Raw genomic sequence first — 19,807 nt, 5'->3', positions numbered from 1 at the left:
AATCGTGCGGTACCAAAAGTCAATTGGTTCGCCTATCAAACCTCAGCGGTTCGCGGAGCGTGCCGATAGGAAAGCTTGCGGCTCGAAGCCGAAATCCTTGTCGAAAGGATAGGTCGGGTGCTGTTTTCGCAGGCGCGGCAGGCGCTCGACGAACTGGTCGACGACACCGACTGAGAGCGCCATGAGATTGGGATTGGCGATGGGTGCGAGTTCCGGCGAGAGATAACCCGACTTGACGACGACGATCTTTGCCGTGCGCGGATCAAGACCGAGGCGGGTAAAATCGACGATGTTGTGATAGGGGCGGCGCTTGGCGGAGAGCACCAGATCGATGCCGCCGATGGAAACAACGGCCTGCCGGTCGGCTGCGTGGTCGGTTTCGTGCAGGAACTTCACCACGAAGCGTCCCGTCACCGGCTTGCTGCCCTTGGTATCGAGCGAGGCGCCGACGGTCAGGTCCAGCGTAGCGCCGACGTTGGCCGCATAGCAGGCTTCCGTTGCCGCCTTGTCAGCAATGCCGGCGAAGACAACGCCGGTGGCGCCCTTAGCGATCAGTTCGGCAAGGACGTCGGCACGATCGCCCACACCGCCGCCGGTCGGGTTGTCGCCGGATTCGGCAAGCACGACGGGGCCGGTCGGGCTAACGATCGCCTTGGCGACGCATTCCTCGATCGAGCCGGTCTCGCAGCCGAAGACGAATTCCTCGCGTACGTCCCAATACGCCTTTGCTATACGCTTTGCCTCGCGCTCCAGCACGGCACGGTCCGTGCCGGTCATGATGGCGGCGGCGGTGGCGCGGGGCTCGTCGGCCCAGACATAACCGACCATCAGCGAGGCATCCCAGACGCCATCGAGTGCATCGATGCCGGGCAGTTCGGCATAGAGGCTCTTTGCCGGTTCATCCACGGTGCTGGTGCGTTCACCCGGCAGGACGACAGGAATCGGTGCCCAGAGCAGGGTGGGTTTCACACCACTCTTCAGGCTCTTCACCAGCATCGAAACCGAACGACGCATCGTTTCCTCGACATCGATATGCGGCGCGGTGCGGTAGGTGGAGTACATGTCGAGCGCATCGAGAATGCGCTGGGTGACGTTGCCGTGCAGGTCGTAACTTGCCGAAACTGTACAATCGTCGCCGACGAGCGCGCGGGCAGCAGTGATCCAGTCGCCTTCCGCATCTTCCATGCCTTCGACATACATGGCGCCGTGCATGGCGAGATAGAGGCCGTCGAGCGGCAGAAGCGGCTTCAGGCGCTCCAGGAATTCGGCCTTGAAGGCCTCGTAGGTGTGGCGCGCGACAGGGCCGCCGGCTATGGCGCGGGCATGGATCGTCGGCAGGAATTCGGCGTCGTAGTCCTTCAAAAACGAAAAATAGGGAGCGGTCAGCAGCCCTTCGCCGCGTACCACCCGGAAATCCTTCTCCTCGTTCAGGACGGGATTGTACGTGCTGCATTCGATGTGAATGCCACCAACGGCGATACGCATGGGAAACCTCAGCTTATATTGGGACCAATCAGAAAATTATGGGCAGCGATGCTGGCAGCGCCCCGTGCCCAGACGTCGCTGTCGACGCGGCGGGTGCGGATCGGTGTTGCGCCAGCGTAACGTGGAAGAACATTGGCTTCGATCGCCTGTTGCACGACCGTGCCGAACAGGCCGTCGAAGGAGCCCTCGATGTGGGTGATGAGGATCATGCCGGGATCGTTCATCTGGATCAGATGCGAGATCGCCAGCCCGAGAGCGGCGCCCGCCTTGTGGATGATGGCGATCGCTTCGGCGGTGCCGTGCGAGGCTTCTTCTTCCAGTTCCGACAGCGAGGTGCATTTTAGCCCGGCGGCCCGCGTCATCTCCTTGATCGCTTTCATGGAGGCGATCGTATCGAGACAGCCGCGCTTGCCGCAGCGGCAGGGCGCGCCGCCGGGCTCGATCGTCGCATGGGCGATTTCACCGGCGCCGCCGTGATTGCCGCGATAGAGTTTGCCGTCGATGAAATGGGCGCAGCCGATACCGTCTCCCAGTGAAACGACCGAGAAATTCGGCGTGTCGCGGGCAATGCCGAAGAGCTTCTCGCTGACGGCCACGGCCTTGGCATCGTTTTCGATGAAAGTATCGACGCCGCTTGCTTGGCGGATGATTTCGGCGAGCGGCACGTCCTGCCAGCCAAGGAGGGTGGATTGTACGCAGGTCGCCTGCTTTTCATCGACGAAGCCCGACAGCGCCACGCCGATGCCGGCAAGCTTCGAGCTTGCCTGCGGGTGGCCCTTCAGGATTTCCGGCAGGCCATAGGTGATGGCATTGGCGATGACCTTGGGATCGCGGGAATAGGGCAGCTGCTGACGAGCGATGATATTGCCGTTGAGATCGCTAAGGATCATTGGCGCGGGATCTTCCAGAAGAGAGATGCCGATGAAGAAGGCGCATTCCGGCTTCAGGTCGAGCAGGACGGAGGGGCGGCCCTGGCCGTAGACCATTTCCGTTTCATGTAGAACGCCGCGATCGATCAACTCGCGGGCAATGCCGCTCATCGCTGCTTTGCTCAGCCCGATAGCGGCCGCAAGATCGGTCCGGCTGAGGGGGCCGGACTCGCTTATGACCCGCAGAAGCTCGCGCTGCGATGAGTTGAACATTAAAATCCCTGATCCTGCTGCTTGTGATTTCGCCTTGACAATAAGTTCACAAAATGAACCAATCAATCAAAATAAATTGCAAAAATTGATCAAGGCCGACCGAAAGGGCGGTTCAAGAATCAACAAGAAGGTGAACCAATGGATATCATTCGCAAGAAATTTATTAGCGCTCGCCAATTCGCACTCGGTTGTACCGTTACCGGAGCGCTGTTTGCGCCGCTTTCGGCCTTCGCTTCTACGCTGACGGTCATGCAGACCGAAGCGCCGCGCTCGATGGATCCGGGCGATCAGACCGCGACGTTTACGGCCGCCGTTCTGGATCCGATGTATGAGGGGCTTCTCGCCCGCGCAAAGGACCTTACTCTCCAGCCGGCGCTTGCTACGCAATGGTCGAGCGACGATGCCGGTATCGTCTGGACCTTCAAGCTGCGTCAGGGCGTAAAATTCCATGACGGCACGGCGTTCGACGCTGATGCCGTGGTGAAGAACTTTACTCGCCATCTCGATACAAAGCGCGGCCTTGCCGCCAGTGGCCGTCTTCGCACCTTTATCGAAAGCGTCAGCGCCGTCGATCCTTCCACCGTGCAGTTCAAGCTCAAAAAACCCTATCCGGCCTTTCTCGCGCTTCTGACGACCGGCCCTTGCCTGATGGTCAGCCCTGTTGCGGATGCCGCCGGTACGATCGGCAGCAAGGCTGTCGGCACCGGACCCTACAAGCTGCAGGAATACAAGTCCGGCGAATATGTGCTGGAAACGAAGAACGCGGACTGGTGGGGCGGTGCCGCGAAGGGGGCCGATGAGATCAAGTGGACCTGGACGGCAGAACCCTCGGTCATGAACATGGCGCTGCAGACGGGGGATGCCGATATCGTCAATCCGTTGCCGGCCGCCTTTGCCAAGCAACTCGAAGCCAACCAGGACATGAAGGTCTACAAATCAGACGGCTCGGCCGTGTTCTGGGTGTCGCTCAACACCAAGCTGAAACCGCTCGACGATTTGCGCGTGCGCCAGGCACTGAACTATGCCACCGACCGCGATGGCCTCGTCAAGGCGATCATGCAGGGCAATGCCACGCCGGCGAATTCGCCGCTTGCGCCCGTGACACCCGGCTATGACAAGACGCTTGCGCCCTACACTTATGATATCGATAAGGCGAAGAAGCTGCTCGCCGATGCCGGTTATCCCGACGGGTTCTCGATGACGACGATCGTGCAGGAGCCGGAGGCGCGTATCGGCGAACTGCTGCAGGCCATGTGGGCGAAGGCCGGCGTGAAGCTCGACGTGCAGCGCATGGAAAGCGGCGTCTGGTCGAAGGCGGCCTTTGCCGATCCGGCTGGTAAGGCGACTGCCAATACGGGTTCGGTGATTGCCTCCTGGTCCTCTGGCGTCAATGGCGCCGACCTGCAATTCCGTCCGCTCTACCATTCGGCCAGCGCTTCGCCGGCGAGCGCCAATCTCGGCTTCTTCAACGATCCGAAGCTGGACGAGTTGATTGACAAGGCAGCTTCGACGTTGGACGAGACGGCACGCAACGCGATCTATGTCGACGCCCAGAAGGAGGTCAACGAGCAGGCGCCGCACGTCCTCCTCTATACGACGCAGGACCTCTATGCCGCCCGTAACAGTGTGAAGGGCACCTGGATCGTGCCCGGCGGCCTCGTCGTGGTCAAGGAAGCCACGAAGGACTGATGCGTAACGGGCGGACCGCGCATTGCGCCGTTCGCCCGGTTCACTGACGATGACGGTCCGATGAAAGCCTATATTCTCAAGAAGCTGCTCGCCTTGCCGCTGATCCTGATCGGCGTATCGATGCTGATCTTTGTCGCCATCCGCGCGCTTCCGGGTGATCCGGCTCGCATGATGGCCGGCCCCGAAGCCACGCAGGAAGCGGTTGACAATATGCGCACCCGTCTGGGCCTCGACCGTAACATCGCCGAACAATATGGGCAGTTCGCCTATGGCGCGATCAGGGGCGATCTCGGCATGTCCATCAAATCGAAGCTGCCCGTCGTCGACGAGATCGCGGAGCGCATGCCGTTTACGCTCGGTCTTGCGATCACGGCCTATCTACTGGCGATCGCGATCGGCGTGCCGGCCGGCATGATCGGGGCGATCTACCGGCACGGCTGGCCGGACCAGGCCGTCATGCTGCTGGCGATCGCCGGCGCGTCCATTGCCAATTTCTGGTTGGCGCTGATGGCGATGAACACATTCTCCGTCAGTCTCGGCTGGCTGCCGCTTCTCGGCGCCACCTCATGGAAGAGCTTCATTCTGCCGTCGATCACGCTTGCGCTGCTGCCGATGGCTGTGATCGCCCGGATGACGCGTTCCAGCATGATCGAGGTATTGGCACAGGATTATATCCGCACGGCGCGGGCCAAGGGTGTCGCGCCCGGCTCGATTTATTGGAGCCATGCGCTGCGCAATGCGCTGATCCCGATCGTCACTATCGTCGGGCTGAATTTCGGCAGCCTGATCGGCGGTGCCGTCGTCACCGAATCGGTCTTCAACTGGCCAGGCATCGGCCGCCTGCTGGTCGATTCGGTTCGCTACCGTGACTATCCGGTCATCCAGGGCGTGACGCTTGTTGCCGTCACCGGCGTCGTCGTCATGAACTTCCTGGCGGAAATGGCGATTGCGGCGCTCAATCCGAAGATAAGGTTCGACTGATGGCGATGAGCGAAGCGGAAAAGGTTGCGACCGGCAGCGGCGGCCTGCGCCGCACTTTGCGCTGGCTTGCGACGCACAAGGGCATCACCATAGGTGGTGGGCTGATCGGCATCATCGTGCTGATGGCGGTCTTTGCTCCGCTCTTCACCTCGGCCGATCCCTACTCGCAGGACCTGCTCTCGACCATGCTCGAGCCTTCCTGGGAGCACCCTTTCGGCACCGACGACAACGGCCGGGATATTTTCGCCCGCGTGCTCTATGGCGCACGAATCTCGCTTCTTGAAGTCGTGCTCAGCGTCGGGCTCGCTGTCGTCGTCGGCGTTCCGCTGGGCATTCTGTCGGGCATGACCGGGCGTTATGTCGACCAGGCGATCATGTGGTGTATGGATATCCTCTTCGCTTTCCCGGGGATCGTTCTGGCCATTCTCATCGTCAGCGTGCTCGGCACCAGCCTCGTCAACTTGCTCATCGCCATCGCGATCTTCTCGGTGCCTGTCTATGCGCGGTTGAGCCGCAATCTGACGCTCGGCCTCAAGGCAATGGATTATGTGGAGGCGGCCATTTCGCTCGGCGTGTCGCGCCACCGAATCATGACGCATTACATCCTGCGCAACGCGATTGGCCCGATCATCGTACAGTCGACGCTCACGGCAGGCACCGTCATACTGTCGGCTGCAAGCCTCTCCTTCCTCGGCCTTGGTGCACAGCCACCGCTTCCCGAATGGGGTGCGATGATGAGCGACGGCCGCAACTATCTCGGCCTCAACATCTACATGTCACTCTTTCCCGGCCTCGCGATCATGGTCACCGTACTCGGCTTCAACATTCTCGGCGACGGCCTGCGCGATCTGCTCGATCCACGAAAATAGCAGATAGATGCAACGCGTCGTGTGTTGCGCGGGATCGATTGTCTACGAGCCATATCCCGTTTGGGAGCCCCAGGAGAAGGCTCGCTCATCCGCTCGCGCGCCATTCTCTGTCGCACGTTTTTCGCGCTATAGTTCGTCCAAACACAAGTTGGGGGGACGACTATGGGCCAGCAGCAAATTCCGCTCAAGTTGACGGCAACGCGGTTCATCCACGCGATCAAATTGTTCATGACATCCGATGTCGGTGGACGAGCCGGGTTCCTTCTCGTGTCGCTGATCGCTCTTTTTGCCGGCATCAGCGCTCTGAATGTCGTCAACAGCTTCGTCGGCCGGCACTTCATGACTGCGATCGCTGAAAGGCAGACTGCCGAATTTGTTCGCCAGGCGATCCTCTACGCTGGCGCTTTTGCTGCTTCGACGGTCGTATCGGTGATTGCCCGCTTCGCCGAAGAACGACTGGCTTTGCTTTGGCGAGAATACCTCACCCGTCGTGCAATCGGCGTTTATATGACCGACGGTACGTTCTACCGGCTCGGCATTCAGGGTAAAGTTTCCTATCCTGATCAGCGGATCGCCGAGGATGTCAAAGCGTTCACGACGACGACACTCTCCTTTCTGCTTATGCTGCTCAGCAGCGTATTGACGGTCTTCACCTTTTCGAGCGTGTTGTGGCTGATCAGTCCGCTTCTCTTCTTTACTGCGGTTATCTACGCGGCCTTCGGGTCGTTTATGACGATCATGTTGGGACGACCTTTGATCAATCTGAACTATAACCAGCTCGACCGCGAAGCGGCCTTCCGGTCCGAACTGATCCGTGTTCGCGACAATACAGAATCGATCATCATCGGGGGCTCCGAGCAACGCCACACAGATCGGCTCCTCAAGCAGTTTGATAGCCTCGCCGCAAACTTCAGGCGGATAATTGGCATCAATCGCAACGTTGGTTTCTTCACCACCGGTTACAATTGGATGATACAGATCATTCCGGTCGTCATCATCGCGCCCGCGTTCATGCGCGGTGACATGGAATTTGGTGTCATCACGCAGTCGGCGGCGGCCTTTGCCATGCTTGTCGGTGCGTTCTCATTCATCGTCGCACAATTCAACTCGATCTCGAACTTCGCGACCGTCGTGGCGCGTCTCAGTTCCCTTTTGGAAGCGATCGAGGAGCCCAGCAGCCCAGCAGACATCAATCTCGAACACGTCGAGGCTGAGGGGAGTCTTGGCTATGAACATCTGACGCTGACGTCGCCGACGGGAGAGGCGTTGGTGAAGGATTTGTCGGTTCTCATACCGACAGATACGCGAGTGATCGTTGCCGGAGAAAGTGAGGCCGTGGCCACCGCTTTGTTCCGGGCCACGGCAGAACTTAATACGTCAGGCACTGGGCGCATCGTCATCCCACCCCGCCAATATGTGCGATTTCTCGGTCAGCGGGCCTATTCGGGTCCGGGAACTCTGCGCCAGATTCTGGCGCCGCCGGAGCGCTCGATCGGGGAAACGGATGACCAAATTCTCGCTTTGTTGAGGAATCTCGGCCTCGCACGCGATTTGACACCCAACGATCTGGACAGCGAGCAAGACTGGTCTACGTTGCTGTCGCCGCGCGAACAACAGCTCGTCACACTTGCAAGCGCGATCTTAGCCACTCCGTCATACATTATTCTGGAAAAAGCCGACGCCATCTTCGGTCACGAACTTCTGACCGCGATCCTCGGGCTCTTAGCCGAAAGAAGGATCGCGTGCGTCAACTTCGCCGAGCCGGGTGCCCCGCGCTCATCCTATGATGCCGTTCTGGAATATGCTTCGGACGGTTCCTGGAGGTGGATCGATCAAAAACAGAAAGCCTGACTGTTATGCAGCTTGGTTCTTTGAAAACCCAAGTCGTCTGCGGCGTTCACTGTCCGTCGTTCGTTCACAAGCCGGTTCAGGAAATTCGGGCGGATTCGGCAAGACCATCATAACCAGCCGCCTGAAAACCCTGCTCGTCTTAGTCCGACTACAACCGGCTCGCATCGACGCATGATGTTCCACAGTAAGCCGGTCCGGTAGTTTTCGATCATCAGGACGACGGGACCTTGGTCGATCCCGAAATGGTAGGGGCTGACCCACCATCCGTCGTTGTTGTCGCCAGTCGTATATGTCTGGTTGAACGACGGCCTAAACCCGTAAAGTCGCGTCATGCCCAGTTTCATGCGGGCAAAGTTTCGCACGGTCGGGATGACGATTTCCGGCGCAAACGGCAGCGAGGCAACCACAACCCAGGGGGATACCGTTCCATCATCCGGCCCATAGGGTGCGCCCCGGGCGACGTAGTCGAAGAATTCCCTATCGACGCCGTCTATGTTTCGCTTGATCCAGCCAGGCCCATCGCTTGCCGTGAAACCCCAGCAATGTTCGCCGTAGCCTTTTAAGTCCAGCGGGTTGCGAATGGCGTATTCCTGCTGAACGAAAGTGGCGTGCCGGCTGTTCTGGAAATAGTCGCTGTCGTGCTCGCGCATGAATTTATCGCGAATTTCACGAAAATCGATCCACATATGTGAAAGCTGATGCGTGAAGAGCGGACCGGAATAGAGCAATTCACGTCCGAAGATATTCCGCCATTCGTAACTCTCCGTATAGGCGGTGAAGCTTTCAGGCGGCAGAGGGTGGCTCGGTGAGCCGAGTCCGAGAATGTAAAGAAGCAGGCCTTCGTCATAGCCGCGCCACCGATACGGAATGAATCCGCTTTCCGGTCGCCAGCCATGGGTGAGCGTAGCCCCGTGGTCGCGAGCCCAATTCCAGTCAACGCGCTCATACAGCGATTTGGCAAGTGCGCGAACCTTCGCTTCGTCCTCGGTGTCTGCATCGAAATAGGCTGCCACGGTCAAGGCACCGGCGAACAGGAAAGCCGAGTCGATCGTTGACAATTCGCACTGCCAGACCCGTCGCCCCGTCTCAATGTCGAGGAAATGGTAGAAGAAACCCTTGTAGCCGGATGCGTCAGGTTCCGGCCCCTGGTGGCAGGACATCAGGAATTCCAGCCGACGTCGCGCGATCTTGGCGGCAAACTCACGAATGACGACGCCGCGTTCTACGATGACAGGAATGGTCGCAAGAGCCATGCCGATGGCGGCGATACTCGCCGGTGCGCCCGCCTGTGTCTTGTCGCGAACCAATCCATTGTCCGGATTCGTGCATTGCAGATAGTAGAGCAATGTCGTGAACTGAAGACGACCGAGGTCCTCATCCGTTGGCATTCGGTTCAATTCAGGATCGGTTGACAGTAATTCCGACATGATAGGGTAACCGAGGAGATCAGATGGTTTCGTCGGACAACCGGAGGCGGCGTTGGTCGGACGCCTGCCGGTATGATCGTTTAGGCGCAACGCGTCGGCTAGGCATTGTCTCCCTCTGTGGAAGTCCCCGCCTTCATTTTTTCCGTGCTCTTGACCCCCCACGTCCAGCCGCTGATCTCGGGCATGTCATCACCATGCGCCTCGATATATTGGCGGTGCTCGATCAGTTTCCCGCGGATTGCCTGCTTGAAATAGGCCGCGCGCGCGCCAAGTTGGGGCAGCCGATCGATGACGTCTTCGACGAGATGAAAGCGATCGAGCTCGTTCAGAACGACCATGTCGAACGGCGTCGTGGTCGTTCCTTCTTCCTTATATCCTCGGACGTGCAGGTTTTTATGGTTGGTTCGCCGATAAGTCAGCCGGTGGATCAACCAGGGATATCCGTGGAATGCGAAGATGATCGGCTTGTCCTTCGTGAAGAACGCATCGAAGTCACGATCCGAAAGCCCGTGGGGATGTTCGCTCGAGGGCTGAAGCTTCATCAGATTGACGACATTGATGACCCGCACCTTCACCTGGGGAAGGTGCTCGCGGATCAGCTGGACGGCGGCGAGCGTCTCCAAGGTCGGCACATCGCCGCAGCAAGCCATGACCACATCCGGCTCCGAATCCCGGTCATTGCTGGCCCATTGCCAAATACCGAGACCTTCGGCGCAGTGCTTGATGGCCTCATCCATCGTGAGCCATTGCGGAGCAGGTTGCTTGCCCGCCACCACCACGTTCACATAGTTGCGGCTGCGCAGGCAATGATCGGTGACGGACAGGAGCGTATTGGCATCCGGCGGAAGATAGACCCGGATGACCTCTGCCTTCTTGTTGATCACATGGTCGATGAAGCCAGGATCCTGATGAGAAAAGCCGTTGTGATCCTGTCTCCACACATGCGAACTCAGGAAGTAGTTGAGCGAGGCGATCGGCCGCCGCCATGGAATGTGGTTGCACACCTTCAGCCATTTGGCGTGCTGATTGAACATCGAGTCGATGATGTGAATGAACGCCTCGTAGCAGGAGAAAAAGCCGTGACGGCCAGTGAGCAGATAGCCTTCAAGCCAGCCCTGGCATTGATGCTCGCTCAGGACCTCCATGACGCGGCCGTCGGGCGACAGATGATCGTCCTCGGGGTAGATTTCGGCCATATAGCAGCGATCCGTCACCTCCAGCACGTCCTGCCAGCGATTGGAATTGTTCTCATCGGGGCTGAACAGCCGAAAGTTCTTGCTGCCAAGATTCAATTTCATCACATCGCGCAGGAACTTGCCCATGACGCGAGCGGATTCTGCTGTGACTGTACCGGGCTTGGGGACAGAGACAGCATAATCGCGGAAATCCGGCATCTTCAAATCGCGCAACAACAGACCACCGTTTGCGTGCGGATTGTCGCTCATCCGGCGATGTCCGGTCGGTGCCAGCGCGGCCAGTTCAGCATGCAGTCTGCCATCGTCGTCGAAAAGTTCTTCAGGCCTGTAGGTCTTCATCCAGTGACGAAGCACCTTGATATGTTCCGGTTTGTCCATGTCGCCCATCGGAACCTGGTGCGAGCGCCAATAGTCTTCGCATTTCTTGCCGTCGATTTCCTCCGGGCATGTCCAGCCCTTCGGCGTGCGGAAGATGATCATCGGCCACGCCGGCCGGCTGACATTTCCCTTGTCCCGCGCTTCCGACCAGATCGCCTTGATCCTGGCGACGGCGGTGTCCATGGCCGCGGCAAGCTGTTGCTGCACCTTGTCGGGCTCATGGCCTTCCACGAAGAGGGGCGCATATCCCATGCCCTCAAAGAACTTCAGCAATTCCTCCTTGGGAATACGGGCAAGGAAGCAGGGATTGGCGATCTTGTAGCCGTTGAGGTGCAGGATCGGCAGAACGCAGCCGTCACGGGCTGGATTGAGGAACTTGTTGCCATGCCATCCCGTCGCAAGCGGCCCGGTTTCGGCTTCTCCGTCACCGACAACACAGGCGACGATCAGATCGGGATTGTCGAAGGCTGCTCCATAGGCGTGGCTGAGCGCATAACCGAGCTCGCCACCTTCATGTATGCTCCCTGGTGTTTCGGGAGCGACGTGGCTCGGGATGCCGCCGGGAAAGCTGAACTGCTTGAACAGCCGCTTCATGCCTTCCTCGTCCTGACCAATATTCGGGTAGAATTCGGTGTACGTCCCCTCCAGATAGGCATGTGCGACAAGCGACGGTCCGCCATGGCCAGGGCCGATCACATAGATCATGTTGAGGTCGTCTCGCTTGATCACCCTGTTAAGGTGCACATACAGCATGTTCAGGCCTGGCGAGGTTCCCCAATGGCCGAGCAACCGCGGCTTGATGTGTTCGCGTGCGAGCGGCTTTTTGAGCAAGGGATTGTCGAGCAGATAGATCTGCCCGACCGACAGATAGTTCGATGCCCGCCAATAGGCGTCCATCAGGCGGAGTTCCTCAGTGGAAAGCGGGGTCTTTCCAGACGACGCGATTGAGGCTGGTTTGTTCATCACTGCCGTTTCAGGTGAGGCCATCTGAGTCTCCCAATCAAAATAACATTGCTGAATCTCGTTGGCCTATTTCACGAAGGCCGATGCAGTCTCATGTCGATGCTGGGGTATTATTGAGGAGGAGATTCCGAGAAATGCTCCACCACGCCGCGGACACCACAGACACCCTCCGCCGAACGCTGTTGTCGGGTGATACTGTGACAACCGTTGTCGTCATTACATCTTTGACGAGCATGTCGATCCACCGCAGCTCTGAACGATGGGAATCTTCCTCTGCCTATGCCAGAGGTAGGTATAGGTAACCGCTTGCGCGAAGAATCCTCCCAACAAAGCGCAAGAAGCCTAATCGGATACTACCTCATTTTGCATTGAGTTGGATCAATCGAACGCCGCAAATTTGTCTGTGGAAAGGCGACCGAAGGAACAACGCATGCCTTCCGGCATCGGGTATCGATTGATACTTGGCCTGCTTTTGTCCTGACGAAGCCAGTCATGGCGTTCGCTGCACGGCCGATGGCAACACCAAGCGCACGTCATAAAGACGTTTTAAGCTTTGGTATGCATAAATCATATTGGGAAAACTGGAGCGGGCGAAGGGATTCGAACCCTCGACCCCAACCTTGGCAAGGTTGTGCTCTACCCCTGAGCTACACCCGCTCAAATCCACGCCGGTCCGGGGTAGTAAGTAGCGGACCGTGGGCGCCACCTTGCGGCGACGGGCGCTATATCGCCCAAACGATTTTCAAATGCAACAGGGAAATGACGGAAAAACGAAGAAAAGTTCTGGCGGTGGAAAACCGGCTTCGGAAACGCCGCGAATGCAGGGCAATGCGTCGGTCCTGAAGATTGCCAAGTTGATGAGGCGGACGTAAGCAGACAATCCAATCTATCTTTTCCTGTCTGATGGAATGACGATGACCGAAAACAAGCCCAAGACTCGCCAGGATCTTTTCGACTTTCTCGACGGAATCGGCATCGCCCACAGCACCAAAGATCATGCTCCCGTCTTCACTGTTGCCGAATCGGTGGCGCTGCGGGACGAGATTCCCGGTGGCCACACCAAGAACCTCTTCGTGAGGGACAAGAAAGATCGTTATTTCCTGCTGACGGTGGAGGAAAATGCCGCTGTCGACCTTAAGCAGGTCCACACCATCATCGGTGCCTCCGGCCGCGTGTCCTTCGGCAAGCCTGAAAAGTTGATGGAATATCTGGGCGTCATTCCGGGCGCGGTTACTGCGCTCGGTGCGATCAACGATACCGGTAACAATGTCACCTTCGTGCTCGATGCGGATCTGATGCATGACGACATCATAAACTGCCACCCGCTCTCCAACGACGCGACCACTTCGATCGGCAGCGCCGACCTGATACGATTTATGGAAGCGACGGGGCATAAGCCGCTTGTCTTGAAAGTGACGTGCTGACATACGATTTTAGCGCTACAAGAGACGCCGGCAGATCGGCGCGGCGGGAGATATCCATGAGCGGCAGCGACAATCCCTACAACGGTTCTTTCGGCAACCAGATGTCGGCAACGGCGAGCTACGGTACAGCACCCCAGCCTGCGACAGCGGCCGGTGGCTATATCAAGGACACCACAACGGCGAATTTCGCGAAGGATGTTCTAGAGGAATCGCGCAATCAGCCGGTGCTGGTCGACTTCTGGGCGCCCTGGTGTGGTCCGTGCAAGCAGCTTACGCCGGTTCTGGAAAAGGTCGTCAATGAAGGTCAGGGCCGCGTCAGACTGGTCAAGATGAACATTGACGATCATCCTTCGATCGCCGGTCAGCTTGGCATCCAGTCCATTCCAGCCGTCATCGCCTTCGTCAATGGGCGCCCGGCCGATGGTTTCATGGGGGCGGTGCCGGAAAGCCAGGTTCGCCAGTTTATCGATCGCCTCGCGGGTCCTGCGGGTGCCGATGAGACCGCAGAAATCGAAGCTTATCTAGCGCAGGCCTCCGACGCGCTGGCCGCTGGAGATATCAATGAAGCGGGTCAGCTTTATGGTGCCATCCTTCAGGCTGATCCGGAAAATGCGAAGGCGCTTGCCGGCATGGCCGAGTGCCTGATCGCGGCCGACCGGCATGGCGAGGCCCGCCAGATGCTGAGCGAACTGCCGGAAGAGGCTTCCAAGGATGCCGGCATCCAGGCGGTGCTGAAGAAGCTCGACCAGATAGAAGAAGCCCGCAAGCTCGGCGATCCCATTGCCCTGGAGCGCGAGCTGGCATTGAACCCGGATCATCACGAAGCCCGCCTGAAACTCGCCAAGATCCTGAATGTCGAGGGCAAGCGCGAGGAAGCGGCTGAACACCTGCTCTTCATCATGCGCAAGGATCGCACCTTTGACGATGATGGTGCGCGGCGCCAGCTCCTGCAGTTCTTCGAGGTCTGGGGATTCAAGGATCCGGCGACTGTTTCGGCCCGCCGCAAGCTTTCCTCGATCCTGTTTTCCTGAGTTTGCCGCCTTCACCCTTGCGTTTTCAGACAAGGGCACCACATTTCTCGTCAGGGTGGGCGTGTTGGACACGCCCACCGCAAGAGTGCGGGACCAGTCTTCATGCAAGTGGGCAATGCCAGATATCTGAAGCCCGGTGATTTACCGGACGAAATTGTTGTTTTTCCCCTGACAGGTGCGCTTCTCCTGCCTGCCGGACAGTTACCTCTCAATATCTTCGAGCCGCGTTATCTTGCGATGTTCGATGCGGCGCTCACCGGAAACCGTCTGATCGGCATGGTGCAGCCGGCGCACGGCGAGCATGAGGACAAGGCACATGCGCCGGAGCTTGCGGCCGTTGGCTGCCTTGGCCGGATTACGTCCTATGCCGAAACCGGCGATGGGCGTTATATCGTCTCGCTGACAGGCGTGTGCCGCTTCCGGCTGCTGGAGGAGCGATCACATGGTCAGCCGTTCCGTACTTTCCGCATAGCGCCATTCATTTCCGATCTTTCTGCCGAAAACGAGGAGGATGCCGTCGACCGCAGCGCCCTGCTGACGGCCTTCAAGGCCTATCTCGACGCCAACAAGCTGGAGGCGGACTGGGAGAGCGTGGAGCGCGCCAGCAATCTTACCCTCGTCAATTCGCTCGCCATGATGTCGCCCTTCGGCCCGGCTGAGAAGCAGGCGCTGCTTGAGGCACCCGACCTGAAAACCAGGGCGGAAACCCTGATCGCCATCACTGAAATCGTTCTCGCCCGCGTTTTTGGCGATTCCGACACCGTGCTGCAGTAGAGGATGCCATGGACGAAAAGCTGAGCCGGGTTGATCCGAAACTTCTCGAACTTCTCGTCTGCCCGCTGACCAAGGGGCGGCTTTCCTACGATCGCGAGCTCAATGAACTGGTCTCGGAAAAGGCGCGGCTTGCCTATCCGATCAGGGACGGCATTCCGATCATGCTGGTTTCGGAAGCGCGCACACTCGAAGACTGACGAGTAATGTCAGATCGTTTCGCCTGAGAGCAGCCGTGGATTGTCCTTGGCTGTCGTTCCCGCCGCCTGGCTGATGAAGAAGGACTTCAAACCGGGCAGGCGATCGACGATGCCGAGACCGAAGTCGCGGGCGATTCGGATTGGTGCCATGTCGTTGGAAAAGAGCCGGTTCAGCACATCCGTCGTGACGCCCATGCGGAAGGTGTCGAAACGGCGCCAGCTCTGATAACGCTCCAGAATGTTGATGGCGCCGATATCGAGACCGAGTCGATCGGCATCCACGATGGTTTCGGCAAGCGCTGCCACATCCTTGAAGCCGAGATTGAGGCCCTGGCCGGAAATCGGATGGATGCCATGTGCGGCATCGCCGGCAAGCGCGAAGCGTGGAGCGATGAAGGAACGGGCGAGCGTGAGGCCGAGCGGGAATGCCCGCTTATCGCCGACGACCTTGAGGGCGCCGAGCTTGTGGCCGAAGCGGCGTTCCAGTTCCTCTTCGAAAACCAGATCGTCCGCGGCGACGAGTCTGGCGGCATCATTCGTTCGCTCGGTCCAGACCAGCGATGAGCGGTTGTTGCGCAGCGGCAGGATGGCAAAGGGGCCGGACGGCAGGAAGTGCTCTTCCGCGCAGCCATGGTGCGGGCGCTCATGCTCTACCGTCGTGACGATGCCGGACTGGCCATAATCCCAGGTCACGGTCTTGATGCCGGCAAGGTCGCGCAGTCTGGATCGCACGCCGTCGCAGGCGACCAGCAAGCGCGATTGCAGCGTACTGCCGTTGGATAGGCTGACCTCGATATTGGCGTCGCCCGTCTTGAGCCCCGTGGCGCTGAGGCCGTGGCGGATCTCGATGCCGAGCCGTTCGCATGCGCCGCGCAGCGCGCCGACCATGACGACATTCGGGATCATGTGGGCAAATGGCCGGCCTTCGGCCACTTCGCCGTCGAAGGTCAGGAAGATCGGGCGGACCGGATCGGACATCTTGGAGTCGGTGACGATCATTTTGCTGATCGGCTGGGCCTCCGGTTCGATCTCGTCCCAGATGCCGAAGACCTCAAGCATCTTCGTCGCCGCCGCAATGATGGCGGAAGCGCGCATATCCGTCTTCCAGGCGTGCTCGGGTGCCGCCTCGACGACGGCGATATTGAGATGAGGTGCTGCCTGCTTGACCGCCACGGCCACGGACAGGCCGACGTAACCTCCGCCCACAACCAGCATGTCCAGCATCATCGGCTCCTGTCACTTCCTACGATCAGATGCGATCTATATAGATCATCAGGTTACCACTTCCTACCGCCGGGAGCCGAACAAAATGACGGAGCAGACGGGCAAGCCCACCGCCATGGAAACGTTGATTTCGACGCTGGATATCGAGCCGATCGAGGTCGATATCTTTCGCGGCCGCAGCCCTCAGGTCGGCTGGCAGCGGGTGTTCGGTGGGCAAGTGATCGCACAGGCACTGATGGCGGCGCACCGCACGGTCGAGGGCGAACGCTTCATTCATTCTCTGCACGCCTATTTCATGCGCCCCGGCGATCCCTCCGTGCCGATCATCTATCAGGTCGAGCGCATCCGTGACGGATCGAGCTTTAATACGCGCCGCGCCGTCGCGATCCAGCACGGCAAGGCGATCTTTGCACTGTCGGCCTCCTTCCAGGTCGAGGAACCGGGCTTCGACCACCAGGTCCCCATGCCGGCTGTACCGATGCCGGAAACGCTGCTCGGCGAGCAGCAGATCAAGGAACAGTATCTCGCCCATGCGTCGACGGCTGTGCGCAAATACTGGGAGCGCGAGAGGCCGATCGAAATTCGACCGGTCTCGCTCAAACATTACTTCACGCGTGAGAAGCTCGAGCCACGGCAGGACGTCTGGGTGCGCGCCGCCGGTCCCGTCCCGGACAACCGGCTCTATCAGGCCGCGGTACTTGCCTATCTCTCGGACATGACGCTGCTTGATGCATCGCTGCATGCCCATGGAACGTCCATCTTCGATCAGAATTTGCAGGTCGCAAGTCTCGACCATGCCATGTGGTTCCACCGGCCGGACAAACTCGACGACTGGCTGCTCTATACGCAGGACAGTCCGTCGGCCTCAGGTGCCCGGGGATTGACCCGTGGTAGCCTGTTTACACGGTCAGGTGTCCTGATCGCGTCGGTCGCGCAGGAGGGCTTGATTCGGAAAAAGGCAAATGAATAAATAATGTGCATATTTATAAATTTGCGCATTATTTGTGCGCTTATTGGCCAATCATTTGCCTGTTTATTAGCGTCATCCCCTGTATCCTTTATATTTCAATAACTTAAAGACTGTCACGAATCTGGCACGCCCTTTGAATGTCTATCGCCGGTCGCTGTTGAAGAAACCGTCAGCGGCAAGGAGAGTCGGCTCCGCGCCGAGGATAACGAAGGATGGGAAACCAGATGAAAATTGTGATGGCCATTATCAAGCCTTTCAAGCTCGATGAGGTCCGCGAAGCCCTCACGGCGATCGGCATCCAGGGCCTGACCGTGACCGAAGTGAAGGGCTACGGTCGCCAGAAGGGACATACCGAAATCTATCGCGGCACTGAATATGCGGTCAGCTTCCTGCCGAAGCTCAAGATCGAAATCGCGGTTGCATCCGAAATCGTCGACAAGGCGGTAGAGGCCATCGCAGCATCTGCCAAGACCGGCCAGATCGGCGACGGCAAAATCTTCGTTTACTCGATCGACCATGCCGTGCGCATCCGTACGGGCGAGACCGATTCAGAAGCGCTGTAAAAAGAACGGCAGATCAAGGAGCTATTTCCAATGTCAATTTCGAAGTTTTCCTCCAACATCGCACGGGTAGGCGCCCTTTCAGCCGCTCTCCTGGCGCCGGTCGTCGCTTTCGCGCAGGAAGCAGCCCCGGCAGCCGCCGATGCTGCAGCCGCTGCTGCTCCGGCCTTCACCATGGACAAGGGTGACAATACCTGGATGCTCGTCTCCTCGGCGCTCGTCCTCCTGATGACGATCCCCGGCCTTGCGCTTTTCTACGGCGGCCTGGTGCGTGCCAAGAACATGCTCTCCGTTCTGATGCAGGTCTTCATGATCACCGCCGTCGTGGCGCTGATCTGGGTGACCTACGGCTATTCGCTCGCCTTCACCGATGGCGGCTCGCTGAACAGCTTCGTCGGCGGCTTCTCCAAGGCGTTTCTCGCCGGGGTCAACACCTCGTCGCTGGCCGAAACCTTCTCGAAGGGCGTCGCCATCCCTGAATACACCTTCATCGTATTCCAGATGACCTTCGCCTGCATCACGCCCGGCCTGATCGTCGGCGCATTCGCCGAACGCATCAAGTTCTCGGCCGTCATGCTGTTCGTCGTGCTCTGGGTTACCTTCATCTACTTCCCGATGGCGCACATGGTCTGGTTCTGGGGCGGTCCGAGCTCCTACACCTCGCCGGCCGGCCTGATCTTCTCCTATGGCGCAATCGATTTTGCCGGCGGCACGGTCGTTCACATCAATGCTGGTATCGCCGGCCTCGTCGGCGCCATCATGCTCGGCAAGCGCACCGGCTATAAGAAGGAGATCATGGCTCCGCACTCGATGACGCTCACCATGGTCGGCGCATCGCTGCTCTGGGTCGGCTGGTTCGGCTTCAACGCAGGCTCCAACCTCGAAGCCAATGCCTATGCATCGCTTGCCATGATCAACACCTTCGTCGCGACGGCCGCTGCCGCCGTGTCCTGGTGCATCGTCGAAAGCTTCGCTCGCGGCAAGGCTTCCATGCTCGGCGGCGCTTCCGGCGCAGTTGCCGGCCTCGTCGCCGTTACCCCGGCGGCAGGTTTTGCCGGCCCGATGGGTTCGATCGTTCTCGGTCTCATCGTCTCGCCGGTCTGCTACTTCTTCGTCGACGTTGTGAAGAACAAGTTCAACTATGACGACAGCCTCGACGTCTTCGGTGTCCATTGCATCGGCGGCATCGTCGGCGCTCTCGGCACCGGCATCCTCGTCAACCCGGCCCTCGGTGGCGCCGGTATCGTCGACTACTCGACGGCCGATTTCGCTGCCTCCTATGCCGGCACGGCAACGCAGGTTCTGGCCCAGGCCAAGGGCGTGCTCACGACGCTTCTGTGGTCGGGCATCGGCTCGGCGATCCTCTACAAGATCGTCGATGTCATCATCGGCCTGCGCGTTTCGGTCGAAGCCGAGCGCGAAGGTCTCGACCTCGCAACGCACGGCGAAGCTGCCTATCACGCTTAATCAAAGGGTTTGCGGCGTCCGGCACAAGGGCGCCGCTGAACGGCCCGTCGCGGCCTATCTAAACATAAGCCGCTCTTGGCCCGGACCTTCCAAGGTTCGGGCCTTTTTCTTTTTAGCGATCCGGCATATGCATGGTTAACATCGCTTTAACTCTACTTTGATTAGGTGGAGCGGACGCA

Annotated in this window: 16 protein-coding genes and 1 tRNA gene; 11 read left to right on the top strand and 6 right to left on the bottom strand. The window is 59.0% G+C overall.

Annotated features, from left to right (window positions below):
- Nucleotides 1–42: 42 nt before the first annotated feature.
- Together KQ933_RS18770 and KQ933_RS18765 are read right to left on the bottom strand one after the other, a co-directional pair.
- On the bottom strand, nucleotides 43–1,485 hold the full coding sequence (locus tag KQ933_RS18770; RefSeq protein WP_216756257.1) for a M81 family metallopeptidase: 1,443 nt from the start codon (nucleotides 1,483–1,485) through the stop codon (nucleotides 43–45).
- A gap of 8 nt (nucleotides 1,486–1,493) precedes the next feature.
- Nucleotides 1,494–2,627 (bottom strand): ROK family transcriptional regulator, encoded by a 1,134-nt coding sequence (locus KQ933_RS18765; RefSeq protein ID WP_216756256.1) that lies wholly within the window; start codon nucleotides 2,625–2,627, stop codon nucleotides 1,494–1,496.
- Between the two features lie 138 nt (nucleotides 2,628–2,765).
- Between KQ933_RS18765 and KQ933_RS18760 the strand changes: the two genes are divergently transcribed.
- The 4 genes from KQ933_RS18760 to KQ933_RS18745 all read left to right on the top strand — a co-directional run bounded on the left by KQ933_RS18760 (nucleotide 2,766) and on the right by KQ933_RS18745 (nucleotide 8,017).
- Complete coding sequence (locus KQ933_RS18760; RefSeq protein WP_216756255.1) at nucleotides 2,766–4,316, top strand: ABC transporter substrate-binding protein; 1,551 nt, start codon at nucleotides 2,766–2,768, stop codon at nucleotides 4,314–4,316.
- Between the two features lie 60 nt (nucleotides 4,317–4,376).
- Complete coding sequence (locus tag KQ933_RS18755; RefSeq protein WP_216756254.1) at nucleotides 4,377–5,297, top strand: ABC transporter permease; 921 nt, start codon at nucleotides 4,377–4,379, stop codon at nucleotides 5,295–5,297.
- Nucleotides 5,297–6,166 (top strand): ABC transporter permease, encoded by an 870-nt coding sequence (locus tag KQ933_RS18750; protein WP_216756253.1) that lies wholly within the window; start codon nucleotides 5,297–5,299, stop codon nucleotides 6,164–6,166. The genes KQ933_RS18755 and KQ933_RS18750 overlap by 1 nt, the downstream gene beginning before the upstream one ends.
- 162 nt (nucleotides 6,167–6,328) lie before the next feature.
- Nucleotides 6,329–8,017, top strand: a complete 1,689-nt coding sequence (locus tag KQ933_RS18745; protein WP_216756252.1) for an ABC transporter ATP-binding protein/permease — start codon at nucleotides 6,329–6,331, stop codon at nucleotides 8,015–8,017.
- A 107-nt stretch (nucleotides 8,018–8,124) separates the two neighbouring features.
- Here KQ933_RS18745 and KQ933_RS18740 read toward each other — a convergent pair whose 3' ends face one another.
- The 3 genes from KQ933_RS18740 to KQ933_RS18730 all read right to left on the bottom strand — a co-directional run bounded on the left by KQ933_RS18740 (nucleotide 8,125) and on the right by KQ933_RS18730 (nucleotide 12,638).
- Nucleotides 8,125–9,444 carry a glucoamylase family protein gene (locus KQ933_RS18740; protein ID WP_216756251.1) on the bottom strand — a complete coding sequence of 440 codons (1,320 nt, stop codon included), beginning with the start codon at nucleotides 9,442–9,444 and terminating at the stop codon, nucleotides 8,125–8,127.
- Between the two features lie 98 nt (nucleotides 9,445–9,542).
- Nucleotides 9,543–12,005, bottom strand: coding sequence for a phosphoketolase (locus KQ933_RS18735; protein WP_216756250.1), 2,463 nt, complete (start codon nucleotides 12,003–12,005; stop codon nucleotides 9,543–9,545).
- 558 nt (nucleotides 12,006–12,563) lie between these two features.
- Nucleotides 12,564–12,638: transfer RNA gene (locus KQ933_RS18730), tRNA-Gly, on the bottom strand.
- Between the two features lie 257 nt (nucleotides 12,639–12,895).
- Between KQ933_RS18730 and KQ933_RS18725 the strand changes: the two genes are divergently transcribed.
- The 4 genes from KQ933_RS18725 (at nucleotide 12,896) to KQ933_RS18710 (ending at nucleotide 15,407) form a co-directional block, all read left to right on the top strand.
- Nucleotides 12,896–13,405, top strand: a complete 510-nt coding sequence (locus KQ933_RS18725) for a prolyl-tRNA synthetase associated domain-containing protein (RefSeq protein WP_216756249.1) — start codon at nucleotides 12,896–12,898, stop codon at nucleotides 13,403–13,405.
- A gap of 56 nt (nucleotides 13,406–13,461) precedes the next feature.
- Nucleotides 13,462–14,436, top strand: a complete 975-nt coding sequence (gene trxA / locus KQ933_RS18720) for a thioredoxin (protein ID WP_216756248.1) — start codon at nucleotides 13,462–13,464, stop codon at nucleotides 14,434–14,436.
- A gap of 102 nt (nucleotides 14,437–14,538) precedes the next feature.
- Nucleotides 14,539–15,210, top strand: coding sequence for an LON peptidase substrate-binding domain-containing protein (locus KQ933_RS18715; RefSeq protein ID WP_216756247.1), 672 nt, complete (start codon nucleotides 14,539–14,541; stop codon nucleotides 15,208–15,210).
- 8 nt (nucleotides 15,211–15,218) lie between these two features.
- Nucleotides 15,219–15,407, top strand: a complete 189-nt coding sequence (locus tag KQ933_RS18710) for a Trm112 family protein (protein WP_216756246.1) — start codon at nucleotides 15,219–15,221, stop codon at nucleotides 15,405–15,407.
- Nucleotides 15,408–15,416: 9 nt separating this feature from the next.
- On the opposite strand, the gene KQ933_RS18705 is transcribed toward KQ933_RS18710, so the two are convergent.
- The gene (locus KQ933_RS18705) at nucleotides 15,417–16,631 is read right to left on the bottom strand and encodes a ubiquinone biosynthesis hydroxylase (RefSeq protein ID WP_216756245.1); all 1,215 of its coding nucleotides are present in this window, start codon (nucleotides 16,629–16,631) and stop codon (nucleotides 15,417–15,419) included.
- An 85-nt stretch (nucleotides 16,632–16,716) separates the two neighbouring features.
- Between KQ933_RS18705 and tesB the strand changes: the two genes are divergently transcribed.
- The 3 genes from tesB to KQ933_RS18690 all read left to right on the top strand — a co-directional run bounded on the left by tesB (nucleotide 16,717) and on the right by KQ933_RS18690 (nucleotide 19,628).
- Nucleotides 16,717–17,601 (top strand): acyl-CoA thioesterase II, encoded by an 885-nt coding sequence (gene tesB / locus KQ933_RS18700; RefSeq protein WP_216756244.1) that lies wholly within the window; start codon nucleotides 16,717–16,719, stop codon nucleotides 17,599–17,601.
- Nucleotides 17,602–17,813: 212 nt separating this feature from the next.
- Nucleotides 17,814–18,164, top strand: coding sequence for a P-II family nitrogen regulator (locus KQ933_RS18695; RefSeq protein WP_007814595.1), 351 nt, complete (start codon nucleotides 17,814–17,816; stop codon nucleotides 18,162–18,164).
- A 30-nt stretch (nucleotides 18,165–18,194) separates the two neighbouring features.
- Nucleotides 18,195–19,628 (top strand): ammonium transporter, encoded by a 1,434-nt coding sequence (locus KQ933_RS18690; RefSeq protein ID WP_216756243.1) that lies wholly within the window; start codon nucleotides 18,195–18,197, stop codon nucleotides 19,626–19,628.
- Nucleotides 19,629–19,807 lie beyond the last annotated feature (179 nt).

It is taken from the genome of Rhizobium sp. WYJ-E13 (assembly GCF_018987265.1).
In the GTDB taxonomy this organism is placed as follows: domain Bacteria; phylum Pseudomonadota; class Alphaproteobacteria; order Rhizobiales; family Rhizobiaceae; genus Rhizobium.
The sequence above is the reverse complement of the archived record's forward strand: the minus strand, read 5'-3'. Positions and strand labels throughout refer to the sequence as shown.

Coding starts and splice junctions, on each gene's coding strand:
- KQ933_RS18710 (WP_216756246.1), top strand. CDS start 15,219: ATGGACGAAAAGCTGAGCCGGGTTGATCCGAAACTTCTCGAACTTCTC.
- KQ933_RS18750 (WP_216756253.1), top strand. CDS start 5,297: ATGGCGATGAGCGAAGCGGAAAAGGTTGCGACCGGCAGCGGCGGCCTG.
- KQ933_RS18690 (WP_216756243.1), top strand. CDS start 18,195: ATGTCAATTTCGAAGTTTTCCTCCAACATCGCACGGGTAGGCGCCCTT.
- KQ933_RS18705 (WP_216756245.1), bottom strand. CDS start 16,631: ATGCTGGACATGCTGGTTGTGGGCGGAGGTTACGTCGGCCTGTCCGTG.
- KQ933_RS18745 (WP_216756252.1), top strand. CDS start 6,329: ATGGGCCAGCAGCAAATTCCGCTCAAGTTGACGGCAACGCGGTTCATC.
- KQ933_RS18760 (WP_216756255.1), top strand. CDS start 2,766: ATGGATATCATTCGCAAGAAATTTATTAGCGCTCGCCAATTCGCACTC.
- tesB (WP_216756244.1), top strand. CDS start 16,717: ATGACGGAGCAGACGGGCAAGCCCACCGCCATGGAAACGTTGATTTCG.
- KQ933_RS18715 (WP_216756247.1), top strand. CDS start 14,539: ATGCAAGTGGGCAATGCCAGATATCTGAAGCCCGGTGATTTACCGGAC.
- KQ933_RS18725 (WP_216756249.1), top strand. CDS start 12,896: ATGACCGAAAACAAGCCCAAGACTCGCCAGGATCTTTTCGACTTTCTC.
- KQ933_RS18770 (WP_216756257.1), bottom strand. CDS start 1,485: ATGCGTATCGCCGTTGGTGGCATTCACATCGAATGCAGCACGTACAAT.
- KQ933_RS18695 (WP_007814595.1), top strand. CDS start 17,814: ATGGGAAACCAGATGAAAATTGTGATGGCCATTATCAAGCCTTTCAAG.
- KQ933_RS18765 (WP_216756256.1), bottom strand. CDS start 2,627: ATGTTCAACTCATCGCAGCGCGAGCTTCTGCGGGTCATAAGCGAGTCC.
- KQ933_RS18735 (WP_216756250.1), bottom strand. CDS start 12,005: ATGGCCTCACCTGAAACGGCAGTGATGAACAAACCAGCCTCAATCGCG.
- trxA (WP_216756248.1), top strand. CDS start 13,462: ATGAGCGGCAGCGACAATCCCTACAACGGTTCTTTCGGCAACCAGATG.
- KQ933_RS18740 (WP_216756251.1), bottom strand. CDS start 9,444: ATGTCGGAATTACTGTCAACCGATCCTGAATTGAACCGAATGCCAACG.
- KQ933_RS18755 (WP_216756254.1), top strand. CDS start 4,377: ATGAAAGCCTATATTCTCAAGAAGCTGCTCGCCTTGCCGCTGATCCTG.